The following is a 17,359-nucleotide window of genomic DNA, read 5'->3' as shown; positions in this document are numbered from 1 at the left end:
TCCTTTTAGATTGAGTTGTTTTGAAAATAAAAAAGCTCCTCAAAAGAAGCTTAAATATGTTTTTTTATTAAATTAGTTATTTCATCAATCAACCGCTCAATATATTCTTGATTGAAGTTCACCTCAATTATTGGATCATCGTTCATAAAACCTCTTAATGCCACTTCAACTTCTCTTAAATAATTTATATATTCCTGTAACTTGATATTCAGTTCTTTATCAAAGAGTATTGAAAATTTCTTAACAATCAGTTCAAATGCCGATAGCTCTTTAAAATAATCAGTATGTAATTTTTCTAAGTATCCTTCTGGGTGATTATAGAACGGTACAAAGGCAGCAGCGGTTTCAATTCTTTTATTGTTAATATTATAAATCTCATCAATTAGTATATAGCCTTTTGTGAAAATTTCATTTCCTTTTCTATTCTTCTTTTGTAAAACATAATTAGTTCCACCTGTAAAAAAAACTGCTGTTATAGCACTAGTAATGACTGTACCAAAATCTATTTGAATCAATTTCATCCCCTCCTTTTACTAATTATCGGCAAAAGAGAGCGATACAGGTACTATTCGCAAAATTTGTCGAACGAAACTGTTGTATAAAACCTAAATTTAGTGGTGACGCAGGAATAATTCGCCGCGCCGACCTGCCTCCCATTTTACACTACAGATTTTTTCAGATTCAACAAACGCTCAAAGTGGCAATCTTGGCATAATTGGCTGATGAACTCATCTTTCATTTTGCGTACAGTTTCCCTTGAAATGCCAAGGTGAAGACTTATTGCGCGGTAGCTCATACCCTCCATCATGCAATCATAAATGACTTTATGCTGCTCACCATGGATCTTTTCAGCCCCTAATTCAACTGCATATACTCGCTCTTCATAATACTTAAGACGTTTGAAAAGACGTTCCTCTCTCATATCCATTTGCCTTAGCTCAGCCTGACTCTTCCCAGGACTTCCTTTTGGCATAGTAGCTTCTAATCCATATTGAGCAACACCCCAATTCTTCATGGGAATTACTGAACCATAGAGTACCCTTTGCAATCGACGAACCTCTTTCACCATCCAGTGATAGCTATTGATTAGATTTTCAATTTCTTTTCGATTCATGAAAGTATCCTCCTTTTCAAAATAAAAACGGACACCAAACATACAGCGTAATACTGTAAGTTCAGTGTCCGCAGGCTTTCCGTCTTGGACTAACTGGATATTTTATGCTTTAATGAATTCACATTACCTAAGGAAAAAAATTCAACTCCCTCCTTAAATATGGTAAAATTTTATTATAAAGTAGTGGAGGTTGTTATATGAGAGTTAGAGAAATAAAAAATTTACTCGACAATTATAATAAACAAATTGGAGTTAGTGTTTCGCACGTACCGCACAGCAACAGAAAGACTGTTCTTAATTTACAAAAGTCTTTAGATGCAATTAACGAGTTGTCTAAACTTGGTTTTTTAGATGATGATATTGAGAGATTTAAAGATCTAGGAAGTATATATTATTCACGTGTACCTGAAGATAAGATTGAAGTGGATAATCACATCGCTAATCAAATTACTAATCATATAAAAATTGTAAAAGAAAAATTACGTGGTTTTGGAATTTTAATTGATCAGTCAGTTTCTGATCAAAATGAGAACGTAATTAGCGTAAAACTCCCTCAATACAACTCATTAGAAGAACTAGAAAAATTCATCAAAAAATTAAATAATGCATTTCAGAATGGTATTACCCTTGAGGAAATTAATGGACATTATAAATTACAGGGTTTTGACACAGGTTCAATGTGGATTGACATCTTAGTAAACAGTTCAGCTGCAGTAATATTTGTTGGACAACTTATAGATGCAGCTATAAACATTTCAAAGCGATCTCAAGAATTACTCATTACTAAGGCAAACATCGAAAAGCTAGCTCTTCAAAATGAGCAATTAAAGCTACAAGTCGAAACTTCCAAAGCTTTGCTAGATGGAATTGAAAAGGGTATTGACACAATAACAGATGCCGAAATAAAAAATGTTACTGAAGGAGCAAATTATTCAACAGAATCAATAGGACATATAAAACAATCGGTTAAAATCTTTGCAGAATTACTCCATGAAGGTACCCAATTCCACCCATCTTTAGATGCACCTTCTGAAACAGTTGAAGCCTTTCCTGAACCCCAAAAGAATTTAGAAGAGCCTCAACAATTATTAGAAACATTAGCTGACAATTTACCTGAACAGGAATAACCTGCACATCCAAGCCGAAGGAGGAGATATCCTCCTTCTTGTTTACCTTTTTATAAAGTATTATATCTTCTTCTCATTTCACCTTAAACCCTATCTCATGATCAACCCTTGCAAAGCTGCCCTTTACAGTTTGAATCACTGTTTTGCCGTGCTCCGGAGCATCTAAAACATGTGCAGTTCCCTGATTCCCATCTAAAACAATGATCTGAACTTTTCCTGGGTCAATTTTCTGCTGAATAGTGAAGTCTTTTTTGATGTTTATTTCTCTTGGATTGTACACTCAAAGCGCCCCCTATGTTATGATAGAAGTACCAGTTCATATCAAGAACACTGAGGCTAAGCGCTTCGGTGTTTTTTATTTTTAGGCAGAAACCTCTCTTATCATGACTTCCACCCTTGGCTCTTCGCTATAAAACTTACTGACTTTCAAATCCACAACCTGACTATCATCTTTGTATATCAGATGATTCAAAGCATCTTTCACGCCCTTTACATAATTATCAACGTCGGGCTTTGTAGTCGGCCGCAGAAGGCCCTTTTCAGCTTTCTCTTTCTTCTTTTTTGAGTTTGAAACTGACTTAGGCATTGGTCTGTACACTTTGACATCCATTGAGACAGGACCAGTAATAATTGTTTCTGGTCGATGCTGAGACGCAACCAATGCCACATACTGTTTGAAATACTTTGATTTCGCTGGATCACGCATATGCACCTTCCCATTTCGTATTGATCCACGCGGCCTTCCTTGTGCGACTGGCTCACCATAAACAGTGAACTTAATGCAATCCAACTGTTCTTTACCTCCCGTCAAGCTGTTCCCATAACTTAATTTCTTTTTCTATTCTCGGTGCAGAAAGTAAAATTATCAGCAGAGACACGACTGCTTTAAGCACTCAGCATCCGCTCCATTTGCTTTATTTTTTCCTCAAGTAAACGGATTGTTGGTGTAAGATCTTTACCTTCATTTCGATTTGAAGGGCCAAATATATAAAGTCCACCAGTTGCTTTTATATTCGTTTTCTTTTTCATTCCCAATCACCTAACCTATGATTTAATTGCATTCGATCGCCTCTAATAATCACTATGTAATCACGGCACATCTGGTGAATTCGTGAACCAAGAGCCTCGTCTATATCCAAAATCTCATCGATTGTTAACTCCGAAGAAATCAGCAAAGGTTTGTGATTTAAATACCGGTAGTTCAAGACTGACTGGATTTGTTCAACCTGCCAGTCTGTTGCCCTTGGTTGACCGTTTATTGGTTTAAATAAATCATCAATGAATAGAACTTCGACCTTTCTCATGGCATCGAGTTTTGCTTCTAAGTTATCAAAGTTAGCTTTCAAATCACCCATGCCCTCTACATAAGGGAAATACATGCAGTGTACTGATTTTTTCTTGATCAGATTATTCATAATCGCCGTGAGCAAATGAGTTTTACCGCTACCTGGCTGTCCAAGTAATGCGATACTGTTTTGCCTTTCTCCTTTGATCTTTTGAAAATCTTTATAGTATTCCACTGCACACTCATAAGCGTCCTTGATCATGTCTGGCTTACCGTCCGTTATGAAGTTACCAAAGAGAAGCTTTTCAAACTCTTCTGTAATGCCACTAGCTGCCATGAGTCTGGCAATTTTCTTTCGTCTTACACATTCACACTGTTTTGAATAAGTATCTTTCCATTCGCTAGCTTTATCCGGCGTACAAACCTTACCTAACAGAAAATCATCTTCCGACACCATATCGTCCGGAACCATAAGGTCTAACTGTTCATCTAAATGCCAAGAAGTGTCCTTATGGACTCGATAAACGACAATTCCACGATCCTTACAATAAGGACAATCAAATTCAGCCTTTTCTTCTGATACGGCCTGTTTTGTTCCCAAAAAGCGGGCTGACCTTTCCCGAAGTTCCTGCATGATCGTTTGAAATGCGGTGTCTATACTGACTGCTTTGTTTATAGCCATATTGTTTCTCCTTTCTCTTTTGAGTGAATGGATTTGATAAGATGGCTTGAACATATGACAAACTTGCAGCTTTCCCCTTTAATTGAAACGCTGTCTTGATAGCCTCCATCACTTTTTCCTCACCATAATCGTCGACCATGTAGCCGATCCGCTGTGCCTCCATCGGGCCGACTGACCGAGCAACTTTGTTTTCATATAGCTCAAAGGCATTTTTCATTTTGTCATCGACCTCCTGATGTTCAATCTGAGCTGGTTCCAAAGCTTTGTTCTTCATGTAATTTCCTAGTTGTATGTAGTCTGCATAATGAAGTATGGTGACGATGAACCCTCTTTTTTGTGGAAGACGGTGCAATTTGATATATCCCTGTTTCTCCATTCGGTCTAGTGAGTATTTGATCTGTGCAGCTGACCAGTTAAAATCTTTTGCTAGTTCCACAACTTTGATAATGGTCTGCCCAAGTTCTAGCTCTTGATTTGGCCTGTATTCAGCTCTTTTGAACAAGTGATCATAAATTTTTTCATCCCTAAACTCTTTGAATGGTAGTCGGGGTATGACCACATACCCCATTGCTTTTATGTCCAAGTCAATCACCTACTTCCTTTCACAGAGTGCAGTTATGTCAGAGATGCCGGCTCAATCAAACGGAAGTTCATCGTCTTTTATATCTACAGGCTTGCCGTCAAAAGGATCGGTTTCTTGGGCGCTTGGTTTTTCCGTTTCATCTTTGTTTGAAGGCTCGGAATCGATAATTTCTGAACTGTCTGCCTCATTGGTAATGTCAATCCGTTCCCTTGTTTCATCTTCCTCAATAACTGCTTTTTGCATTTCAACAGAGAGAATCCCCCACTTGCTCAAAACTGCTTTTAATACAGTCTTAAGAGCCATCGCATCCCAGTCATTTTTCCATCCAAAATCAGACTTACTGAATTTCTTTTTGTGCTTCTCTACTTGTGCCTTTGTCCAGTACACTGTTTTTCGGAAGCCATTTATCAACTCAAAATAAGCTGCATAACCAATTACCGCGTCTGATTCTCGTTTTTCAAAATCAATCTCGATCTCCTCAGTCAACGGATTCCACTTCTGCAATTCGCCTTCATGAATCGGTATGCAATTGATGGATTTATATTGGCCTGTTCGTAAGGCTAGCTGGATATATCCTTTGTATCCAAGCTGAAATTGAGCCTTACCTCCGTAAGGAACAATCCAGGCATACCCTAAGTTTTTATCTATAGGTAAATCGAGTGTAGCTGCCACCATTGCTGAGGATATGACGCTCATAGGATCTGTTTTCTGTAGCATCTGCTCGCTGTTATAAAGGCTTAAGATAGAAGCAGTAAACTGTGTAGCCCTCTTCCCTAACACTTCCTCAAATCGTTTAATAACAGATGGTGAGGAAAGTAGCCCTTTCATTGTTGCTCCTTGTTGTTGCACAGGTACGTTTTTTTGTTTCTTTTGGATGTTGTTTTTAATTGATTGATTAGTAGCCATAATCAGCTAACCTCCTTGATTCCAAAACGTCTGAAATGAGTTTCCTTTTTAACTTTCTCGTATACATCCGGAAACTGGTCTTTGAGCTTTTTCGTGTCAATTCGATTTGAGACAACAGGCTTCCAGCAAGCTTGATAGTTACCGATAAACCCATACTCTGCATCCTTCATTTCATGTTTGATTTGGTTCTCTAATTCTTTTGCCTGGCTTTGAAGCTCTGAGATCTGTTCTTTAATAAGCAAGTATTGTTGAATACGTTCTCGATTAGCCGCAGTTAAATCAATAGCTTTGTTATTTTCCGTTTCGGCATATCGTTTTTTGAGGTATTCCTCCGCAGCACTTGAACCATCTAAAGCAGGAGCTTGTCCACCTAAGACCTTGTCATTCCAGAACTCAATCTCTGCTTTAAAGATCATGTCAATTAACTCGTCGTCTCGCTCAATCTCTTTCCAGACAAATTTGTTCCCGCCAATCAGCACAGCAAAATAAGCTTTCCGATATTCAGGTCCAAGCACACCCAGATAATGCTGGACCTGAACGATATAGCTCTCGGGGATTTCTTCGTCCTCCCATTCTTTTAAGTTGTAGGCTGATGTTGTTTTACATTCAAGGATCGCTTTTTCACCAACGATCATTCGATCAACATTAGCCAAAATGAAATTATATTCTGGATGTCTGAGTATTGCTTTTTTACGTCTAACCTTCTTGCCACTACGTATCTCAAATTCTTTTGCAACAATATCTTCTAGCAATGATCCAAAGTAAGCAGCTTCACTTTGCGATTCACTAACAGGGACCTGTCCTGTTTTGTCTAACCATAATTCAAAAGGTGTCTTCCACTTGTTCAGCCCCAAGATAATGGATGCATCTGAGCCGCCAATTCCTTTTCTTCTTTCAATAAGCCATTCATCACGGCTCATTTCAGAATTCTTAGCAAGAACCTCAGCCCGTTTGCTTGTCATTCCACCTAACCCCCATTGTTTTTATTGAGGCTATCTGATAAAATATTTGCACATGAGTTTTTTTAGATAGCCTTTAAAGAAGTCCACTTTGCCGAGTGGGCTTTTTTATTGCGCGTTTTTAAATTCAAAACCAAGTTGCTCCCTTAGATACCTTTCCAAGTTCTCTCTGAGAATGATTTCGCCGCCATCAATTACATAATCATCAACTGGTGTTACTTCATCACCGTAAAAATCTATTTGTACATCCGTTTCAGTCAGCTTATCGTGCCAGTTGTTTATGACCATTGGATTTTCGACCATTCTTATTCTCCTCTCTGAATTTGTCTGCACGTCTATCCCATAACAGATGGAATTCACTATTGTTACGAATCATCACACACCATTTACGAACTTCCAGAGCAGTTGCCGGTTTATGAACAAAATGAACCATCATCCTATACACCTGCTCACTACAGTTAAGTTGATACCTTGCTGTTGCATTTTCAATGCCGTTTCATAAAGGCGTCCTTTGTTTGCAAGCCGGCTAATATCCTCAGTAAGAACCTTGATGCTTCCAGCAAGACTAATCGCTTCTTCATAATCACCATCACGTAATGCCTCTGACAGCATGATTGATAGCTCTTCTGCTGATTCGATTTTTCTTTTTGCGATAGGAACATCTGCCTTCAAGAAATGATTAGTATTCATACTGAAACCGCCTGCCTTCCTTCTTGTTTTGCCATAGCAACTTGATCAACTAGAGCTTTCCGCGTCCATCTATCTGCAAGTTCCTGCATTTTCAACCCGTGAGTACGAACAAGTGAATAAATCAATGTTTTGTTAGCCGCAATCAAATCAAAAATCTGCTTAATATCGGCCATCGGCAGCTCCTCTGTTTTACCTGGTCGGTTATCCGTGAGCCAACGGGCTAAATGTTTGGTTGCTTGCAGTGCTTCCTCCAATTGGTGAACCATATTAATCACCGCATTACTTGCACATTCATTGAGTGCCGGATCAATAGGAGCAGCGGCTGTAGGATGAAGTTTGAATAAGTAATGTACAAGATCAATATGTTCATAGGCAGCGCACTTCTCAAACCATTTAATACATAACTCTGGAGTAAGCTTGGCAAGTCCATTTTCAACATCTGAAACATACCTTTGATCCTTACCTCCGATTAACTTGCCGATTTGGTATTGTGAAAGACCTGCAGCCTTACGGGCACTACGCATAATCTGCGGTAAATTACGCATATTGTATGGGTTGTTCTCCATATGTTTGCCTCCTGTTATATTAGGTTTTTAGTTTTAAAATTGAAGTTGAAAGACCATGCTGTTTATAAATGACTTAGGCTGATTCCTTTTTATTTTTTTGCGCAAGCTTCTCTTGGTGTTCATTCATACGCTGAACAAGTATGCCACTGAGGTATTTGTAGGCTTTGGCCTCTGCCTGTTCAAACAGTGGTCCTTTTTTCAAGATGACTTTCATAATTAAAAGGCCTCCTTTGTGAATTCTAATCATGCTGAATCCTTAGAATTATGTTTCGTTTCGTTACATACATCCTCAAAAAAAATAGTCCAGTCAAAGCCTAATTTCTCTCCTATTTTTTTTGAGACAATAACACTAGGCTTCCTAGTACCATTTTCTATCATGGTGTAGTATGCTCTACCAATCTGTGCAGCTTTGGCAACTTCTTCTTGAGTAAACCCTTTTTCTAAGCGGTTTTTCTTAAGCCATTTTCTCATCATTTTTCACCCCCTTAATCAGAAAATGTAACGTTTCGTTACTTAGATAATAGTATCGATTCGTTACATTGTCAACACATTTTCATAAAAAAAGTATCGTTTTGTTACCAAAACTTATATGTAACCCTTTGTTACGTTACAATGAGATATAGAATAAAAACAAAAGTCAGGTGATTAATATGTTCTCCGAGAACTTGAAAAAGTGCAGAAAACAAAAGAAACTAACCCAACAAAATATGGCTGATAAACTTGGAATTACTCGGCCTGCCTACACCGCCTATGAACTAGGTAGTCGTGAGCCTGACTATAAAACCTTAATTAATATTTCAAACATACTTGATGTTTCTTTGGATTATCTTCTTAAAGGAGAAAGCAATGAAAAAGTATTTCAGGATGAAGCAAAAAAAGTGTTAAACGATCCTGAAACATTCCTTGCAGCAAAAGACGGTGAGGTAACAGATGAGATCTTACAGGCTGCTTTGGAGATTATAACGGAGCAATTAAAAGAAAGACGGAAATCAGATAAATAAACGCAGTTAGTTTATTATTATTTATTTCTGTTTATTATGTTTAATTCTGTTTACTAATAAGATTTAGATTCTCATTTATATTTCATTCATACCCTCATTTAAAAAGTGATTTTGAATCCTTTACAAACCCTTACGTGACAAGGGTTTTTGTTGTTTTTCTCATTTATATTTTCATTTATGTTTCTTTTATATTCTCATGTAAAAAAATTGAGCGTTTATTGTGAGGGAAATTGCAGAGTATCGAAATGGGAAAAGAGGGCTTCTTGTTAAAAACCTTGCAAAGTGTATGTGAAAAAAATAAACAATACAATTATCGTAACAACAATAATTGTTTCTTTAATAAAATTTTTATTATCTTCATTCTTTTGTTTCTTTTTTTTAATCTCTTCTCTGTATTTTCTTTGAACCTCTTTCTTCTTATCATTATTTTTCATGATTAAACTCCTTTGAAGTCCATTTATTCCCTTGCCCCTATCATTTGCAATTGTAATAATTCACTAATGATTACACCAACAAAAAAGGATCGGCAAGTGCTTTTCACTCAATGGTAACCAACATAAGCACTAGCTGGACAGGTTTTAGGATGTATCTAATCGTTGAGGTTCCATTTCCTGCAACTGATCCAAAAACTTCCTTATGAAGAACAATCTCTTCTCTGTTGTGGGGATGCTACCAAAAATAGTAGGCAAATTGATAGCGGTATTAAAAAAACAGCTCATTAAATGCCATACTGGAACTGTCTTTGATTTTTGGATTTATTTTCTGATGCAGCTATTGCTATCCGTTAGTTTAATTAGAAATCAGATAATCCAAGACACGGTCAACTCTTTCATTGACTGAGCAGTCGTCTTCAATCTTTAACACTGGACAAGATAAATCTGCCATCCAATGTTCATGCAAAGCTCTACTTCTAACTTCCATTCCAGCATTATCATATAAAGAAGCCCACTCTAAAAATGTTTTTGATTGTTCATATTTACTGCCACCGGCTAACACTTCGTTTCCATAACGCTGAAATTCCCTGTGCCTTAGTCTCTCAAGCCGTATATCTTGTGGAATCCATAAGAAGACGACAAGGTCAAAATAACTTTTTAGATTATCGCCCCAGCCACACACTGCACCAGAAAGAATCCATTTTTCATTGATTGTTAAGTCTTTTTCAAGCAACTTTCTTCTTTCAGGAATTTCTCTTTTTTTAGTGAATTTGTCTAACCAATAGTAATTATCAGTATCAAGATGCGTATGAGGCAAACGCTTTGATAATGCAGCACCCAATGTTGAAGTTCCGACACCAGAGGCTCCCAATATGTGAATATTTTTTTTCATACTTCCCCTCCTTATTAAGCAACCAAACTCCCTGTTTGTTGCATAACGTACTTACTATTATTTTGACATAAATCCCTAAAAGACCTTTACTTTTCGAGGGAAATCCAGATGCGTGTTAAAATCATAATACTTACGAAAACAGTCATTATTAAACGGATTCATATTCCATCTCCTTAGACGCATTTTCCTATGAAAAAAGTCTTGATTTCCATATAATATTTAAACGAATCCAATTTTTAGATTGTCGTCTTTAAGGAGGTTTTTCATCTTGAGGTATACAAACAGTCATTTAGAGGATTGGATTGAAAACTTATACAAGAAGATTGATATTACAGAACCAGAACAAATTAATTTTGAACGGATTGCCGAGGCTTTAGATATCAGGCTTTCGTTTAAACCTGTTACAAGCTTCGCACTTAAACACAGCGGGATTTATAATATATGCTTGGACAGCCGAAAAAGCCGAACTGAACAATGGTATGATTTCGCTCATGAATTTTGCCATATATATAGACATGAAGGCGATAAAAAAACAATGCCTGCAACTTGGACAGATTATTTAGAGTGGCAGTCCAATTATTTTACATATCACTTTTGCATTCCAACTTTCATGTTGCGTAATATTAATCTTTCGTACATACAATCACATGCAATTGAAAATATAGCTTGGTTATTTAAGGTATCCCCTTCGTTTGCGAAGAAACGTTTGAGCATTTATTACAGGAAGCTGACTCAACCTTTATTTAATCAAACAGTTACGGGAAATCTGTGCACCCCCCTTTTGTAATTAATAATGAAATCCTCATGCATTTGCGCGCATTGAAAAAAACAAAAAAAGACGTCTCCCTTCACGATCCGATCGGGCAGGATAAGGAAGGGAATGAAATAAGCCTGATTGACGTTTTGAAATCAGAAAACGAAGACGTGATAGATACGATCCAGCTCAATATGGAGCTTGAAAAAGTGAAACAATACATTGACATTTTAGATGACCGTGAGAAGGAAGTGATTGTCGGGCGGTTTGGACTTGATTTGAAGAAGGAAAAAACGCAGCGAGAGATTGCCAAAGAACTCGGTATCTCACGCAGCTATGTATCGCGGATTGAAAAACGGGCGCTGATGAAGATGTTTCATGAGTTTTATCGGGCAGAGAAGGAAAAGCGGAAGAAGGCGAAGGGGAAATAATGCAGAAGAAGCCGGATCTCATATTCCGGCTTTCTCTATTTCATTAAAGTTTTTTAAAAAGAAAATAGAGAAAAAATATATAAAAGAGTGATGAAAATCAGTTTTGTCATCACTGATAAACTCTTCGAGAAAAGCGTCTGGATCATAGCAGATGGCTTCTCTTATGGGGAGTTACTTCCCTCCATCAAGCGATTCTAAGCCGGACGTTCTAAAAGCTCTCCTGAGAAAATCCTTAGATCGGTATACTTCAGTACATTCCTAGTCACTGCTTTCTTTATAGAGGCCTCATCTATGCTGTCGATACCCTTACATATATGACTATCACAATGAGAGGACTTTTAATGAATATGAAGAATCAGTTAAAAAACATTGGTTAGCAGCAGTTCGTTTTAAAGAACTACTCATTTTATTTCTTCTTCAATTAATCACTGATCGTTTAAGTACAATTCTTCACAATCTCTTCTGTTGACTCCAATCCCTAATAAGTGCTCCTCCAGTACGGTGACACATATAGAGGGACGAGAAAATCTCATTAAAACTGCCCATCCGATGGCGGGCAGTTTAATTATTACCTCTCCTGTTCCTTTATCACCCTCTCAATCCCATATAAAATCAGTTTCAAGCCAAACTCAAATGCTCTGTCAGTCCCCATCAACTCAAACAGCCCGTTCGTAAACATCCTCCGGAATAATCCCGCATCTGTCTCGCTCATGGAATCAAGAAGGCGTATCATCTCCTCCCCCGGATGCTCTTCTTGGTCCTTTAGGATAGCAGTGACATTGCGCTCATGCTGATAATCGTCTAAAACGAAGTAGAAGACATAGTTTACAAGCGTAGTAACCACTTGCATTTTCTGCTCTTGCTTAAGTGGTGTTGATTCCACGCAGAGTAACATTCGGTTCGTGAATCGGATGATGTCCGGTTCATGGGGCAGCGTCATCATCATGAGCTGCGTAGAGCAAGGATATCGGCTGAGCACGTTCCGTACCGTTATCGCAAGCCCCATCAGCTGCTCCTTCCAGTCTCCCTCGGAGTGGAACTCCTCCAGAATCATTTTCGATACTTGGTTAGCCAGACGCTGGTAAAGCTTCTGTTTGCTCTTGAAATACCAGTACAGAGAGGGAGCCTGAATCCCTAGCCTGTTGGCCAATCGTCTCATGCTGAATGTTTCGATGCCTCCCTCCCCAAGAAGTTCCCACGAGGTTTCTAAAATCTTTTCCTCTGAAATCTGAGGCTGTTGCTTTTTCATATTATCCGTCCTTTTATCTAACAGTGTAAGTTTTTCTTTACAGGTTTATAAAATGATGATACCATCTAACACTGTAAGATTCAAACTAACAGTGTTAGATTAAATATAAACAAGAAAGAAGTGAAATATAATGGATACAGAAAACCTCTATTATTTTGAAAAAGCACCGATCGCAAAAGCTGTTGCTCACTTCGCTATACCGATGATGCTAGGTACATCAATGAGTGTCATATATTCCATTCTAAATGCCTTTTTCCTTGGTACACTCCACAATACCGCCATATTAACCGCACTCGCATTAACCTTGCCGTTATTTGCAATCATTATGGCGCTAGGCAACTTGATTGGCATGGGCAGCGGTACATTCATCTCCCGTTTGCTCGGGGAGAAAAAATATGATGATGTAAAGCATGTATCCTCATTTGCCTTTTACAGCAGTTTATTTCTTGGTCTTATTGTGATGGCAGTGGGTCTCCCTTTAATCGATCCAATTGTTCATGGCCTGGGGGCAACATCTGACTCCTTCGGCTTCACGAAGGACTATGTCATGGTTATGCTTATTGGTTCACCTTTCGTCGTATTATTTTTCACGCTGGAGAATATCGTGCGCTCAGAGGGTTCAGCAATCACGTCGATGACCGGTATGATTCTCAGTGTTGTTGTAAATATTATGCTTGATGTGTTAGTCATCTTCGTATGCCATTGGGGTGTAATCGGAGTTGCGTCTGCTACCGTCATTTCCAACTTGGCTGCGAGTTCATTCTATGCCTTCCACATGGGATATAAGAGCCAGTTCTTAACTGTCTCCGTAAAGTGGTTCAAGGTTGGCCTGGATATTCTGAGCAATGTATTAAAAATCGGCATTCCGGTCTTTATTATGAGTATTTTTTCGGGGGCAATGTCTCTTATCTTTAATCATTTTCTTGTCGAATATGGGGACAAAGCCGTTGCTGCATACGGAATTTCATCCCGCTTATTTCAATTTCCTGAATTTATTTTGATGGGACTATGTGAAGGGGTTGTACCGTAAATTGCATTCTCTTTTACAGCGGATAAATTACGCATGAAAAATACCATTGGATTTACATTAAAAGCGATTGTGACGCTAGTAGTAATGTTTGGCGTTATCGTCTATTTAATTTCCGACCATCTAATAGGTTTATTTACAAATGACCCGCAATTAATTAAAATAGGCAGCTACATTCTACATGTTACGTTTTTATCCATATTTATTACAGGGATGTCCTCATTATTTACTGGTATCTTCCAAGCTACCGCGCAAGGAACGGCCGCTTTTGTTATGTCATTTATTCAAGGAATTACTCTGATTCCTGTATTGTTCATCGCCAATCAGGTGAACGGCTTTCATGGGGTGGTTTGGTCACTTGTCATTGCAGATACAGTCGCATTCCTTGTAGGTGCCATCATGCTTTATGCTTTGAGGAACAAATTGCAGCCTGAATTGAATAGTTAAGTGCTAGTAAACATATGACATTTAAATCCGTATTGTAAACTAATCAAATATGTAAAAAAAGATAGTTTAGCCCTCATAATCGGCTAAACTATCCCCTTCTCAAATCCTCCCCCTTTATTATTAATGTGGTTTAGAAGAATTGAACCCGCACGAGTTATTCCGCTCACTATCATTGATTATGAAGCTTATATATTAAAAAATGGTGAGCTCAAAACAGTAAACGTCGGGCTTTTTTACTCTCTTCCTTTTAAATACACGATTAGAATCATCAAAAACAATAATGATATTTACACAAATTGCGATTTACGCAAAAGTCACCACTCCTCTTTTCATGGACAGAAAAAGAGGAGCAAACCTATGTCTGCGTCTTAACGTTTTTCTTTGCACAACGTCTAGTATCTTCTTTGGAAACCTATAACGTCCATTTCTTCTATGATGAGATGAATTTTTCTGTAAGAAATTCAGCTAGTCTTACTAAACCACATGAAGAAATTGTTTACTCATTATGTCCTTTGTCATTTCAGTTATTCAACTATTGGTGTAAGTGAACTACCTGCCCATACCTCTCCCTTATTAAGGGTCCAGCTGTCATTATAAAAATTAGACCCACCTTTATTAACCGAAGGGCTGTGAACCTCATCCCAAGTTAGAAAGTACACGGTTTTCGGATATTTTTGTTTGACTGTATTAAGAAACACAGCATAATCCAAATTACCATCTTGTTTTTGTGTGCCGATTTCTGTGAACGCAAATGGCTTATTAAGAGCTGTTAACTCATCATATCCTTGAATTGTAAAATCATCTGAGAAATACGCATCTAATCCAACAATATCAACATATGAAGATCCAGGATAAAAGTCAGTCTTAAAGTCTCGATTGGCGTCCGGTGAGTAAACCCATATCAGGTTGTCCAAACCTCTTGTATCAGTCATATAATGATAGATTTTTTGATACAGTTGTTTATAAAGTGAGAAGCGCTGGCTGTCTTTTTTGTTATATTCGGTTAGTCCCCACCAAAACCATTCTCCATTCATTTCATGAAGAGGCCTGAATAGAACAGGAACACCTTCATTTTTTAACTGATCAAGGCCATCTGCAACTTTGCTCAGAACAGCCTCTAACCGCTTGCCCTCTGTAGTTGATGAGTCTAAGATCTTTTCATACTCACTGTTTGAAATATGGGAAGCATTTTTCCCAAAAGTACTGGATGCAGGATTAGCTAGATGTAAGCTAATCTGTGGTATTCCACCACTTTTCCAATATGAGATTAAGTCACTGTTGCAACTATAGTCGATCGTCTCAGTAATATCAGAAATATAGGGCTTCTCCAACCATCCACTGGAATAGTCACAACCATAAATTGCGGGTAGCTGGCCTGTAGCATTCTTAATTTGGTTGGCTTCTTTCATGGAAAACGAAGCATTTGTGAATCCGCCGAATGCACCTGACAGTATGCGATTTTCAGATCGGTTTGGCAGATGAGCCAGCCAATTCATCAACTCTTTCGTTGTTGCCTGTGCATTAGGATTCACAGGGTAAACTGTATGAGCAAGAGCCGACTGTGAAAAAGATGAAACGATTATGAAAGATAGTAATATAAAAACACCAATTTTTTTATACATATATATTCTCCGTCTTCTACTTTTTATTATTTTAATCATTTATTCTGTTAAAGATTTATAAAGCACAGAATCTATTAAGTCATTTACGCTTTTTCATCCCCTTTCATATTTAAAATAAGAGAGACCTTCCTTAGAGATATTTGCATTTACCCATTGTAAATATCCATTTTTTGGGCATTAATTATATTAAACCGAAAAATATCTTCTTTCATCAGACGTTTCACCTATTTTTTACTGTATGCCTCACAGACTACAAAGCAAACTTTTCCTTTTGCATTTAAACCTTATTACCTATTTCATTAAGTCGAATTATTTTCGATATTTAAGTGGTGGATGATTTTCACTCTCTTTTTTATCCTATTAAATTATTTTAAAAAATAATCAAAAAACAAATCATTTTGATCCCTATTCATAGCAGCCAACGTTACTTTTGGTACAAAGTCCTTTATAAACAGAAAAAGAGGAGCAAACGTATGGTTTACTCCTCTAACTTAGTTTCTTTCTTCTTGGTTTTTCATAATCTGATGTTTTCCTTAACAGCAGTTCCAACCCGTCACTTTCTCCGCAGCATATAATCAAGATTCTAATACCAATCCAAAAGTTATTTTGATCTACTGAGAATTTTAATTTGCAGTGCCCTATTGCCTTTTTCTCTCTCTGACTCATAGTTTTAAACCATTCAATAAAAAACCCTCAATTGATGTTTCATATTCATTTGATTTTCAAAAACTTCAGCCGTATCAACCTGTTAATCTTTCATTTACCCGCTGACTTATATCAAAGGAGCTCTAACCAAATTTTAATGGCTGTCGCACTTATTAATAGCGCTAAAATCCATTGCAGGAATTTTGTATTTACTTTTTGCCCAACTGATGCACCAATAGGAGAAGCAATGAAACTAGCAATCATAAGAACCAGAGCTGGTACAAAAAGAACCTGGCCCGTGATTACTTTTCCAACTGTTGCGCCAATAGATGAAAGAAATGTAATCGCAAGAGATGAAGCGACTGTGATTCTAACAGGAATATTTAAAATCGATAACATAATGGGGACCAGGATAAAGGCGCCGCCAGCTCCTAAAATACCTGATACACCACCTATGATTAACGCTAGGGACGAAGCCAACCATTTATTAAATATCACTTCTTTGTCTTCGCTATGTTCTTGTCCTTTTTTAGGTATCAACATTAAAATAACTGCTAAAATAGCCAGAATTCCGTATATAAAGTTAATTCCTTTTTCAGATATGTAATGAGAAAAGTAACTCCCCAATACACTCCCTAAAAGGATGCTGCTTCCCATGTAAATAATTAATGCTTTATTTAGAAGACCACTCTTACGATAAGCCCAAACACCGCCGAGTGTCGCAAAGAAAACTTGAATAGCCCCTATCCCTGAAACTTCATGGGCAGTTAATGACATCACTCCCACTAAAGAAGGAATGTACAATAGCATTGGATAATTAATAACTGCTCCGCCAATACCAATCATTCCGGAAATAAAGGCACCAATAAACCCTATAATGAAAAGAGTTGTGATAAAGGCAATATCCACTTTGGTTTCCTCCTTTCAAAGGAAAAGGGTATCTTT

23 protein-coding genes and 2 pseudogenes are annotated in these 17,359 nt (G+C 37.6%); 5 read left to right on the top strand and 20 right to left on the bottom strand.

All coding sequences use genetic code 11. The features are described from left to right. Positions 1-50: 50 nt before the first annotated feature. Complete coding sequence (locus MKY10_RS08595; RefSeq protein ID WP_004398685.1) at positions 51-515, bottom strand: hypothetical protein; 465 nt, start codon at positions 513-515, stop codon at positions 51-53. A gap of 143 nt (positions 516-658) precedes the next feature. Further along, complete coding sequence (locus MKY10_RS08590) at positions 659-1,114, bottom strand: hypothetical protein (RefSeq protein WP_004398775.1); 456 nt, start codon at positions 1,112-1,114, stop codon at positions 659-661. A 197-nt stretch (positions 1,115-1,311) separates the two neighbouring features. On the opposite strand from MKY10_RS08590, the gene MKY10_RS08585 reads away from it, so the two are divergent. Next, the gene (locus MKY10_RS08585) at positions 1,312-2,241 is read left to right on the top strand and encodes a hypothetical protein (RefSeq protein ID WP_003229913.1); all 930 of its coding nucleotides are present in this window, start codon (positions 1,312-1,314) and stop codon (positions 2,239-2,241) included. Positions 2,242-2,314: 73 nt separating this feature from the next. Here MKY10_RS08585 and MKY10_RS08580 read toward each other — a convergent pair whose 3' ends face one another. From MKY10_RS08580 to MKY10_RS08520, 13 genes are all read right to left on the bottom strand, one after another. Continuing rightward, positions 2,315-2,521, bottom strand: a complete 207-nt coding sequence (locus MKY10_RS08580) for an XtrA/YqaO family protein (RefSeq protein WP_003229912.1) — start codon at positions 2,519-2,521, stop codon at positions 2,315-2,317. 81 nt (positions 2,522-2,602) lie between these two features. Further along, on the bottom strand, positions 2,603-3,031 hold the full coding sequence (locus MKY10_RS08575; protein WP_009967809.1) for a RusA family crossover junction endodeoxyribonuclease: 429 nt from the start codon (positions 3,029-3,031) through the stop codon (positions 2,603-2,605). Positions 3,032-3,126: 95 nt separating this feature from the next. After that, positions 3,127-3,276 carry a hypothetical protein gene (locus MKY10_RS08570; RefSeq protein ID WP_003229910.1) on the bottom strand — a complete coding sequence of 50 codons (150 nt, stop codon included), beginning with the start codon at positions 3,274-3,276 and terminating at the stop codon, positions 3,127-3,129. Further along, a complete protein-coding gene (locus MKY10_RS08565) occupies positions 3,267-4,208 on the bottom strand; it encodes an ATP-binding protein (protein ID WP_075058863.1) in 942 nt (313 codons plus the stop codon). The genes MKY10_RS08570 and MKY10_RS08565 overlap by 10 nt, the downstream gene beginning before the upstream one ends. Beyond that, the gene (locus tag MKY10_RS08560) at positions 4,090-4,767 is read right to left on the bottom strand and encodes a DnaD domain protein (RefSeq protein WP_116362964.1); all 678 of its coding nucleotides are present in this window, start codon (positions 4,765-4,767) and stop codon (positions 4,090-4,092) included. Before MKY10_RS08560 ends, MKY10_RS08565 begins: the two co-directional genes overlap by 119 nt. A 75-nt stretch (positions 4,768-4,842) precedes the next feature. Then, positions 4,843-5,697 carry a recombinase RecT gene (locus MKY10_RS08555; protein ID WP_003229907.1) on the bottom strand — a complete coding sequence of 285 codons (855 nt, stop codon included), beginning with the start codon at positions 5,695-5,697 and terminating at the stop codon, positions 4,843-4,845. A 2-nt stretch (positions 5,698-5,699) separates the two neighbouring features. Continuing rightward, positions 5,700-6,659, bottom strand: coding sequence for a YqaJ viral recombinase family protein (locus MKY10_RS08550; protein WP_004398673.1), 960 nt, complete (start codon positions 6,657-6,659; stop codon positions 5,700-5,702). 105 nt (positions 6,660-6,764) lie between these two features. Continuing rightward, positions 6,765-6,959: a hypothetical protein gene (locus tag MKY10_RS08545; protein ID WP_003229905.1), complete on the bottom strand. Its 195-nt coding sequence runs from the start codon at positions 6,957-6,959 to the stop codon at positions 6,765-6,767. Continuing rightward, the gene (locus MKY10_RS08540; RefSeq protein WP_119123069.1) at positions 6,919-7,092 is read right to left on the bottom strand and encodes a hypothetical protein; all 174 of its coding nucleotides are present in this window, start codon (positions 7,090-7,092) and stop codon (positions 6,919-6,921) included. Before MKY10_RS08540 ends, MKY10_RS08545 begins: the two co-directional genes overlap by 41 nt. Next, the gene (locus MKY10_RS08535) at positions 7,089-7,346 is read right to left on the bottom strand and encodes a YqaH family protein (protein WP_003245994.1); all 258 of its coding nucleotides are present in this window, start codon (positions 7,344-7,346) and stop codon (positions 7,089-7,091) included. Before MKY10_RS08535 ends, MKY10_RS08540 begins: the two co-directional genes overlap by 4 nt. Next, the gene (locus tag MKY10_RS08530) at positions 7,343-7,912 is read right to left on the bottom strand and encodes a helix-turn-helix transcriptional regulator (protein ID WP_004398626.1); all 570 of its coding nucleotides are present in this window, start codon (positions 7,910-7,912) and stop codon (positions 7,343-7,345) included. The genes MKY10_RS08535 and MKY10_RS08530 overlap by 4 nt, the downstream gene beginning before the upstream one ends. A gap of 73 nt (positions 7,913-7,985) precedes the next feature. Beyond that, positions 7,986-8,126 carry a hypothetical protein gene (locus MKY10_RS08525; RefSeq protein ID WP_003229902.1) on the bottom strand — a complete coding sequence of 47 codons (141 nt, stop codon included), beginning with the start codon at positions 8,124-8,126 and terminating at the stop codon, positions 7,986-7,988. A gap of 29 nt (positions 8,127-8,155) precedes the next feature. After that, the gene (locus MKY10_RS08520; RefSeq protein WP_004398958.1) at positions 8,156-8,386 is read right to left on the bottom strand and encodes a helix-turn-helix transcriptional regulator; all 231 of its coding nucleotides are present in this window, start codon (positions 8,384-8,386) and stop codon (positions 8,156-8,158) included. 176 nt (positions 8,387-8,562) lie between these two features. On the opposite strand from MKY10_RS08520, the gene sknR reads away from it, so the two are divergent. Beyond that, positions 8,563-8,913 (top strand): transcriptional regulator SknR, encoded by a 351-nt coding sequence (gene sknR, locus MKY10_RS08515; RefSeq protein WP_004398704.1) that lies wholly within the window; start codon positions 8,563-8,565, stop codon positions 8,911-8,913. Between the two features lie 266 nt (positions 8,914-9,179). On the opposite strand, the gene MKY10_RS08510 is transcribed toward sknR, so the two are convergent. Both MKY10_RS08510 and MKY10_RS08505 read right to left on the bottom strand, forming a co-directional pair. Then, positions 9,180-9,347 carry a hypothetical protein gene (locus tag MKY10_RS08510; protein ID WP_003229900.1) on the bottom strand — a complete coding sequence of 56 codons (168 nt, stop codon included), beginning with the start codon at positions 9,345-9,347 and terminating at the stop codon, positions 9,180-9,182. 355 nt (positions 9,348-9,702) lie between these two features. Beyond that, positions 9,703-10,239: an AAA family ATPase gene (locus tag MKY10_RS08505; RefSeq protein ID WP_309520477.1), complete on the bottom strand. Its 537-nt coding sequence runs from the start codon at positions 10,237-10,239 to the stop codon at positions 9,703-9,705. 268 nt (positions 10,240-10,507) lie between these two features. On the opposite strand from MKY10_RS08505, the gene MKY10_RS08500 reads away from it, so the two are divergent. Further along, the gene (locus tag MKY10_RS08500; protein WP_015714342.1) at positions 10,508-11,026 is read left to right on the top strand and encodes an ImmA/IrrE family metallo-endopeptidase; all 519 of its coding nucleotides are present in this window, start codon (positions 10,508-10,510) and stop codon (positions 11,024-11,026) included. Positions 11,027-11,031: 5 nt separating this feature from the next. After that, positions 11,032-11,424, top strand: a pseudogene (locus MKY10_RS08495) (sigma-70 family RNA polymerase sigma factor); the annotation flags it as partial. 568 nt (positions 11,425-11,992) lie between these two features. Here the strand turns inward: MKY10_RS08495 and MKY10_RS08490 are convergent. Continuing rightward, positions 11,993-12,673: a TetR/AcrR family transcriptional regulator C-terminal domain-containing protein gene (locus MKY10_RS08490; protein WP_015714344.1), complete on the bottom strand. Its 681-nt coding sequence runs from the start codon at positions 12,671-12,673 to the stop codon at positions 11,993-11,995. Positions 12,674-12,803: 130 nt separating this feature from the next. On the opposite strand from MKY10_RS08490, the pseudogene MKY10_RS08485 reads away from it, so the two are divergent. Then, a pseudogene (locus tag MKY10_RS08485) lies at positions 12,804-14,147 on the top strand (MATE family efflux transporter). 524 nt (positions 14,148-14,671) lie between these two features. On the opposite strand, the gene MKY10_RS08480 reads toward MKY10_RS08485, so the two are convergent. Next, entirely contained in the window at positions 14,672-15,769 is a 1,098-nt protein-coding gene (locus MKY10_RS08480; RefSeq protein ID WP_061891050.1) for a glycosyl hydrolase, read from the bottom strand. A 777-nt stretch (positions 15,770-16,546) separates the two neighbouring features. Then, on the bottom strand, positions 16,547-17,323 hold the full coding sequence (locus tag MKY10_RS08475) for a sulfite exporter TauE/SafE family protein (RefSeq protein WP_048655091.1): 777 nt from the start codon (positions 17,321-17,323) through the stop codon (positions 16,547-16,549). Positions 17,324-17,359 lie beyond the last annotated feature (36 nt).

It is taken from the genome of Bacillus sp. FSL P4-0290 (assembly GCF_037975435.1).
Classification (GTDB): domain Bacteria; phylum Bacillota; class Bacilli; order Bacillales; family Bacillaceae; genus Bacillus; species Bacillus subtilis.
This window is presented reverse-complemented; position numbering and strand designations above follow the sequence as displayed.

Bases quoted from the DNA above. Each gene is read 5' to 3' on its own strand.
- MKY10_RS08590 (WP_004398775.1), bottom strand. From the start codon at position 1,114: ATGAATCGAAAAGAAATTGAAAATCTAATCAATAGCTATCACTGGATG.
- MKY10_RS08585 (WP_003229913.1), top strand. From the start codon at position 1,312: ATGAGAGTTAGAGAAATAAAAAATTTACTCGACAATTATAATAAACAA.
- MKY10_RS08565 (WP_075058863.1), bottom strand. From the start codon at position 4,208: ATGGCTATAAACAAAGCAGTCAGTATAGACACCGCATTTCAAACGATC.
- MKY10_RS08555 (WP_003229907.1), bottom strand. From the start codon at position 5,697: ATGGCTACTAATCAATCAATTAAAAACAACATCCAAAAGAAACAAAAA.
- MKY10_RS08550 (WP_004398673.1), bottom strand. From the start codon at position 6,659: ATGACAAGCAAACGGGCTGAGGTTCTTGCTAAGAATTCTGAAATGAGC.
- MKY10_RS08545 (WP_003229905.1), bottom strand. From the start codon at position 6,959: ATGGTCGAAAATCCAATGGTCATAAACAACTGGCACGATAAGCTGACT.
- MKY10_RS08540 (WP_119123069.1), bottom strand. From the start codon at position 7,092: ATGATGGTTCATTTTGTTCATAAACCGGCAACTGCTCTGGAAGTTCGT.
- MKY10_RS08535 (WP_003245994.1), bottom strand. From the start codon at position 7,346: ATGAATACTAATCATTTCTTGAAGGCAGATGTTCCTATCGCAAAAAGA.
- MKY10_RS08530 (WP_004398626.1), bottom strand. From the start codon at position 7,912: ATGGAGAACAACCCATACAATATGCGTAATTTACCGCAGATTATGCGT.
- MKY10_RS08525 (WP_003229902.1), bottom strand. From the start codon at position 8,126: ATGAAAGTCATCTTGAAAAAAGGACCACTGTTTGAACAGGCAGAGGCC.
- MKY10_RS08520 (WP_004398958.1), bottom strand. From the start codon at position 8,386: ATGATGAGAAAATGGCTTAAGAAAAACCGCTTAGAAAAAGGGTTTACT.
- sknR (WP_004398704.1), top strand. From the start codon at position 8,563: ATGTTCTCCGAGAACTTGAAAAAGTGCAGAAAACAAAAGAAACTAACC.
- MKY10_RS08510 (WP_003229900.1), bottom strand. From the start codon at position 9,347: ATGAAAAATAATGATAAGAAGAAAGAGGTTCAAAGAAAATACAGAGAA.
- MKY10_RS08505 (WP_309520477.1), bottom strand. From the start codon at position 10,239: ATGAAAAAAAATATTCACATATTGGGAGCCTCTGGTGTCGGAACTTCA.
- MKY10_RS08490 (WP_015714344.1), bottom strand. From the start codon at position 12,673: ATGAAAAAGCAACAGCCTCAGATTTCAGAGGAAAAGATTTTAGAAACC.
- MKY10_RS08480 (WP_061891050.1), bottom strand. From the start codon at position 15,769: ATGTATAAAAAAATTGGTGTTTTTATATTACTATCTTTCATAATCGTT.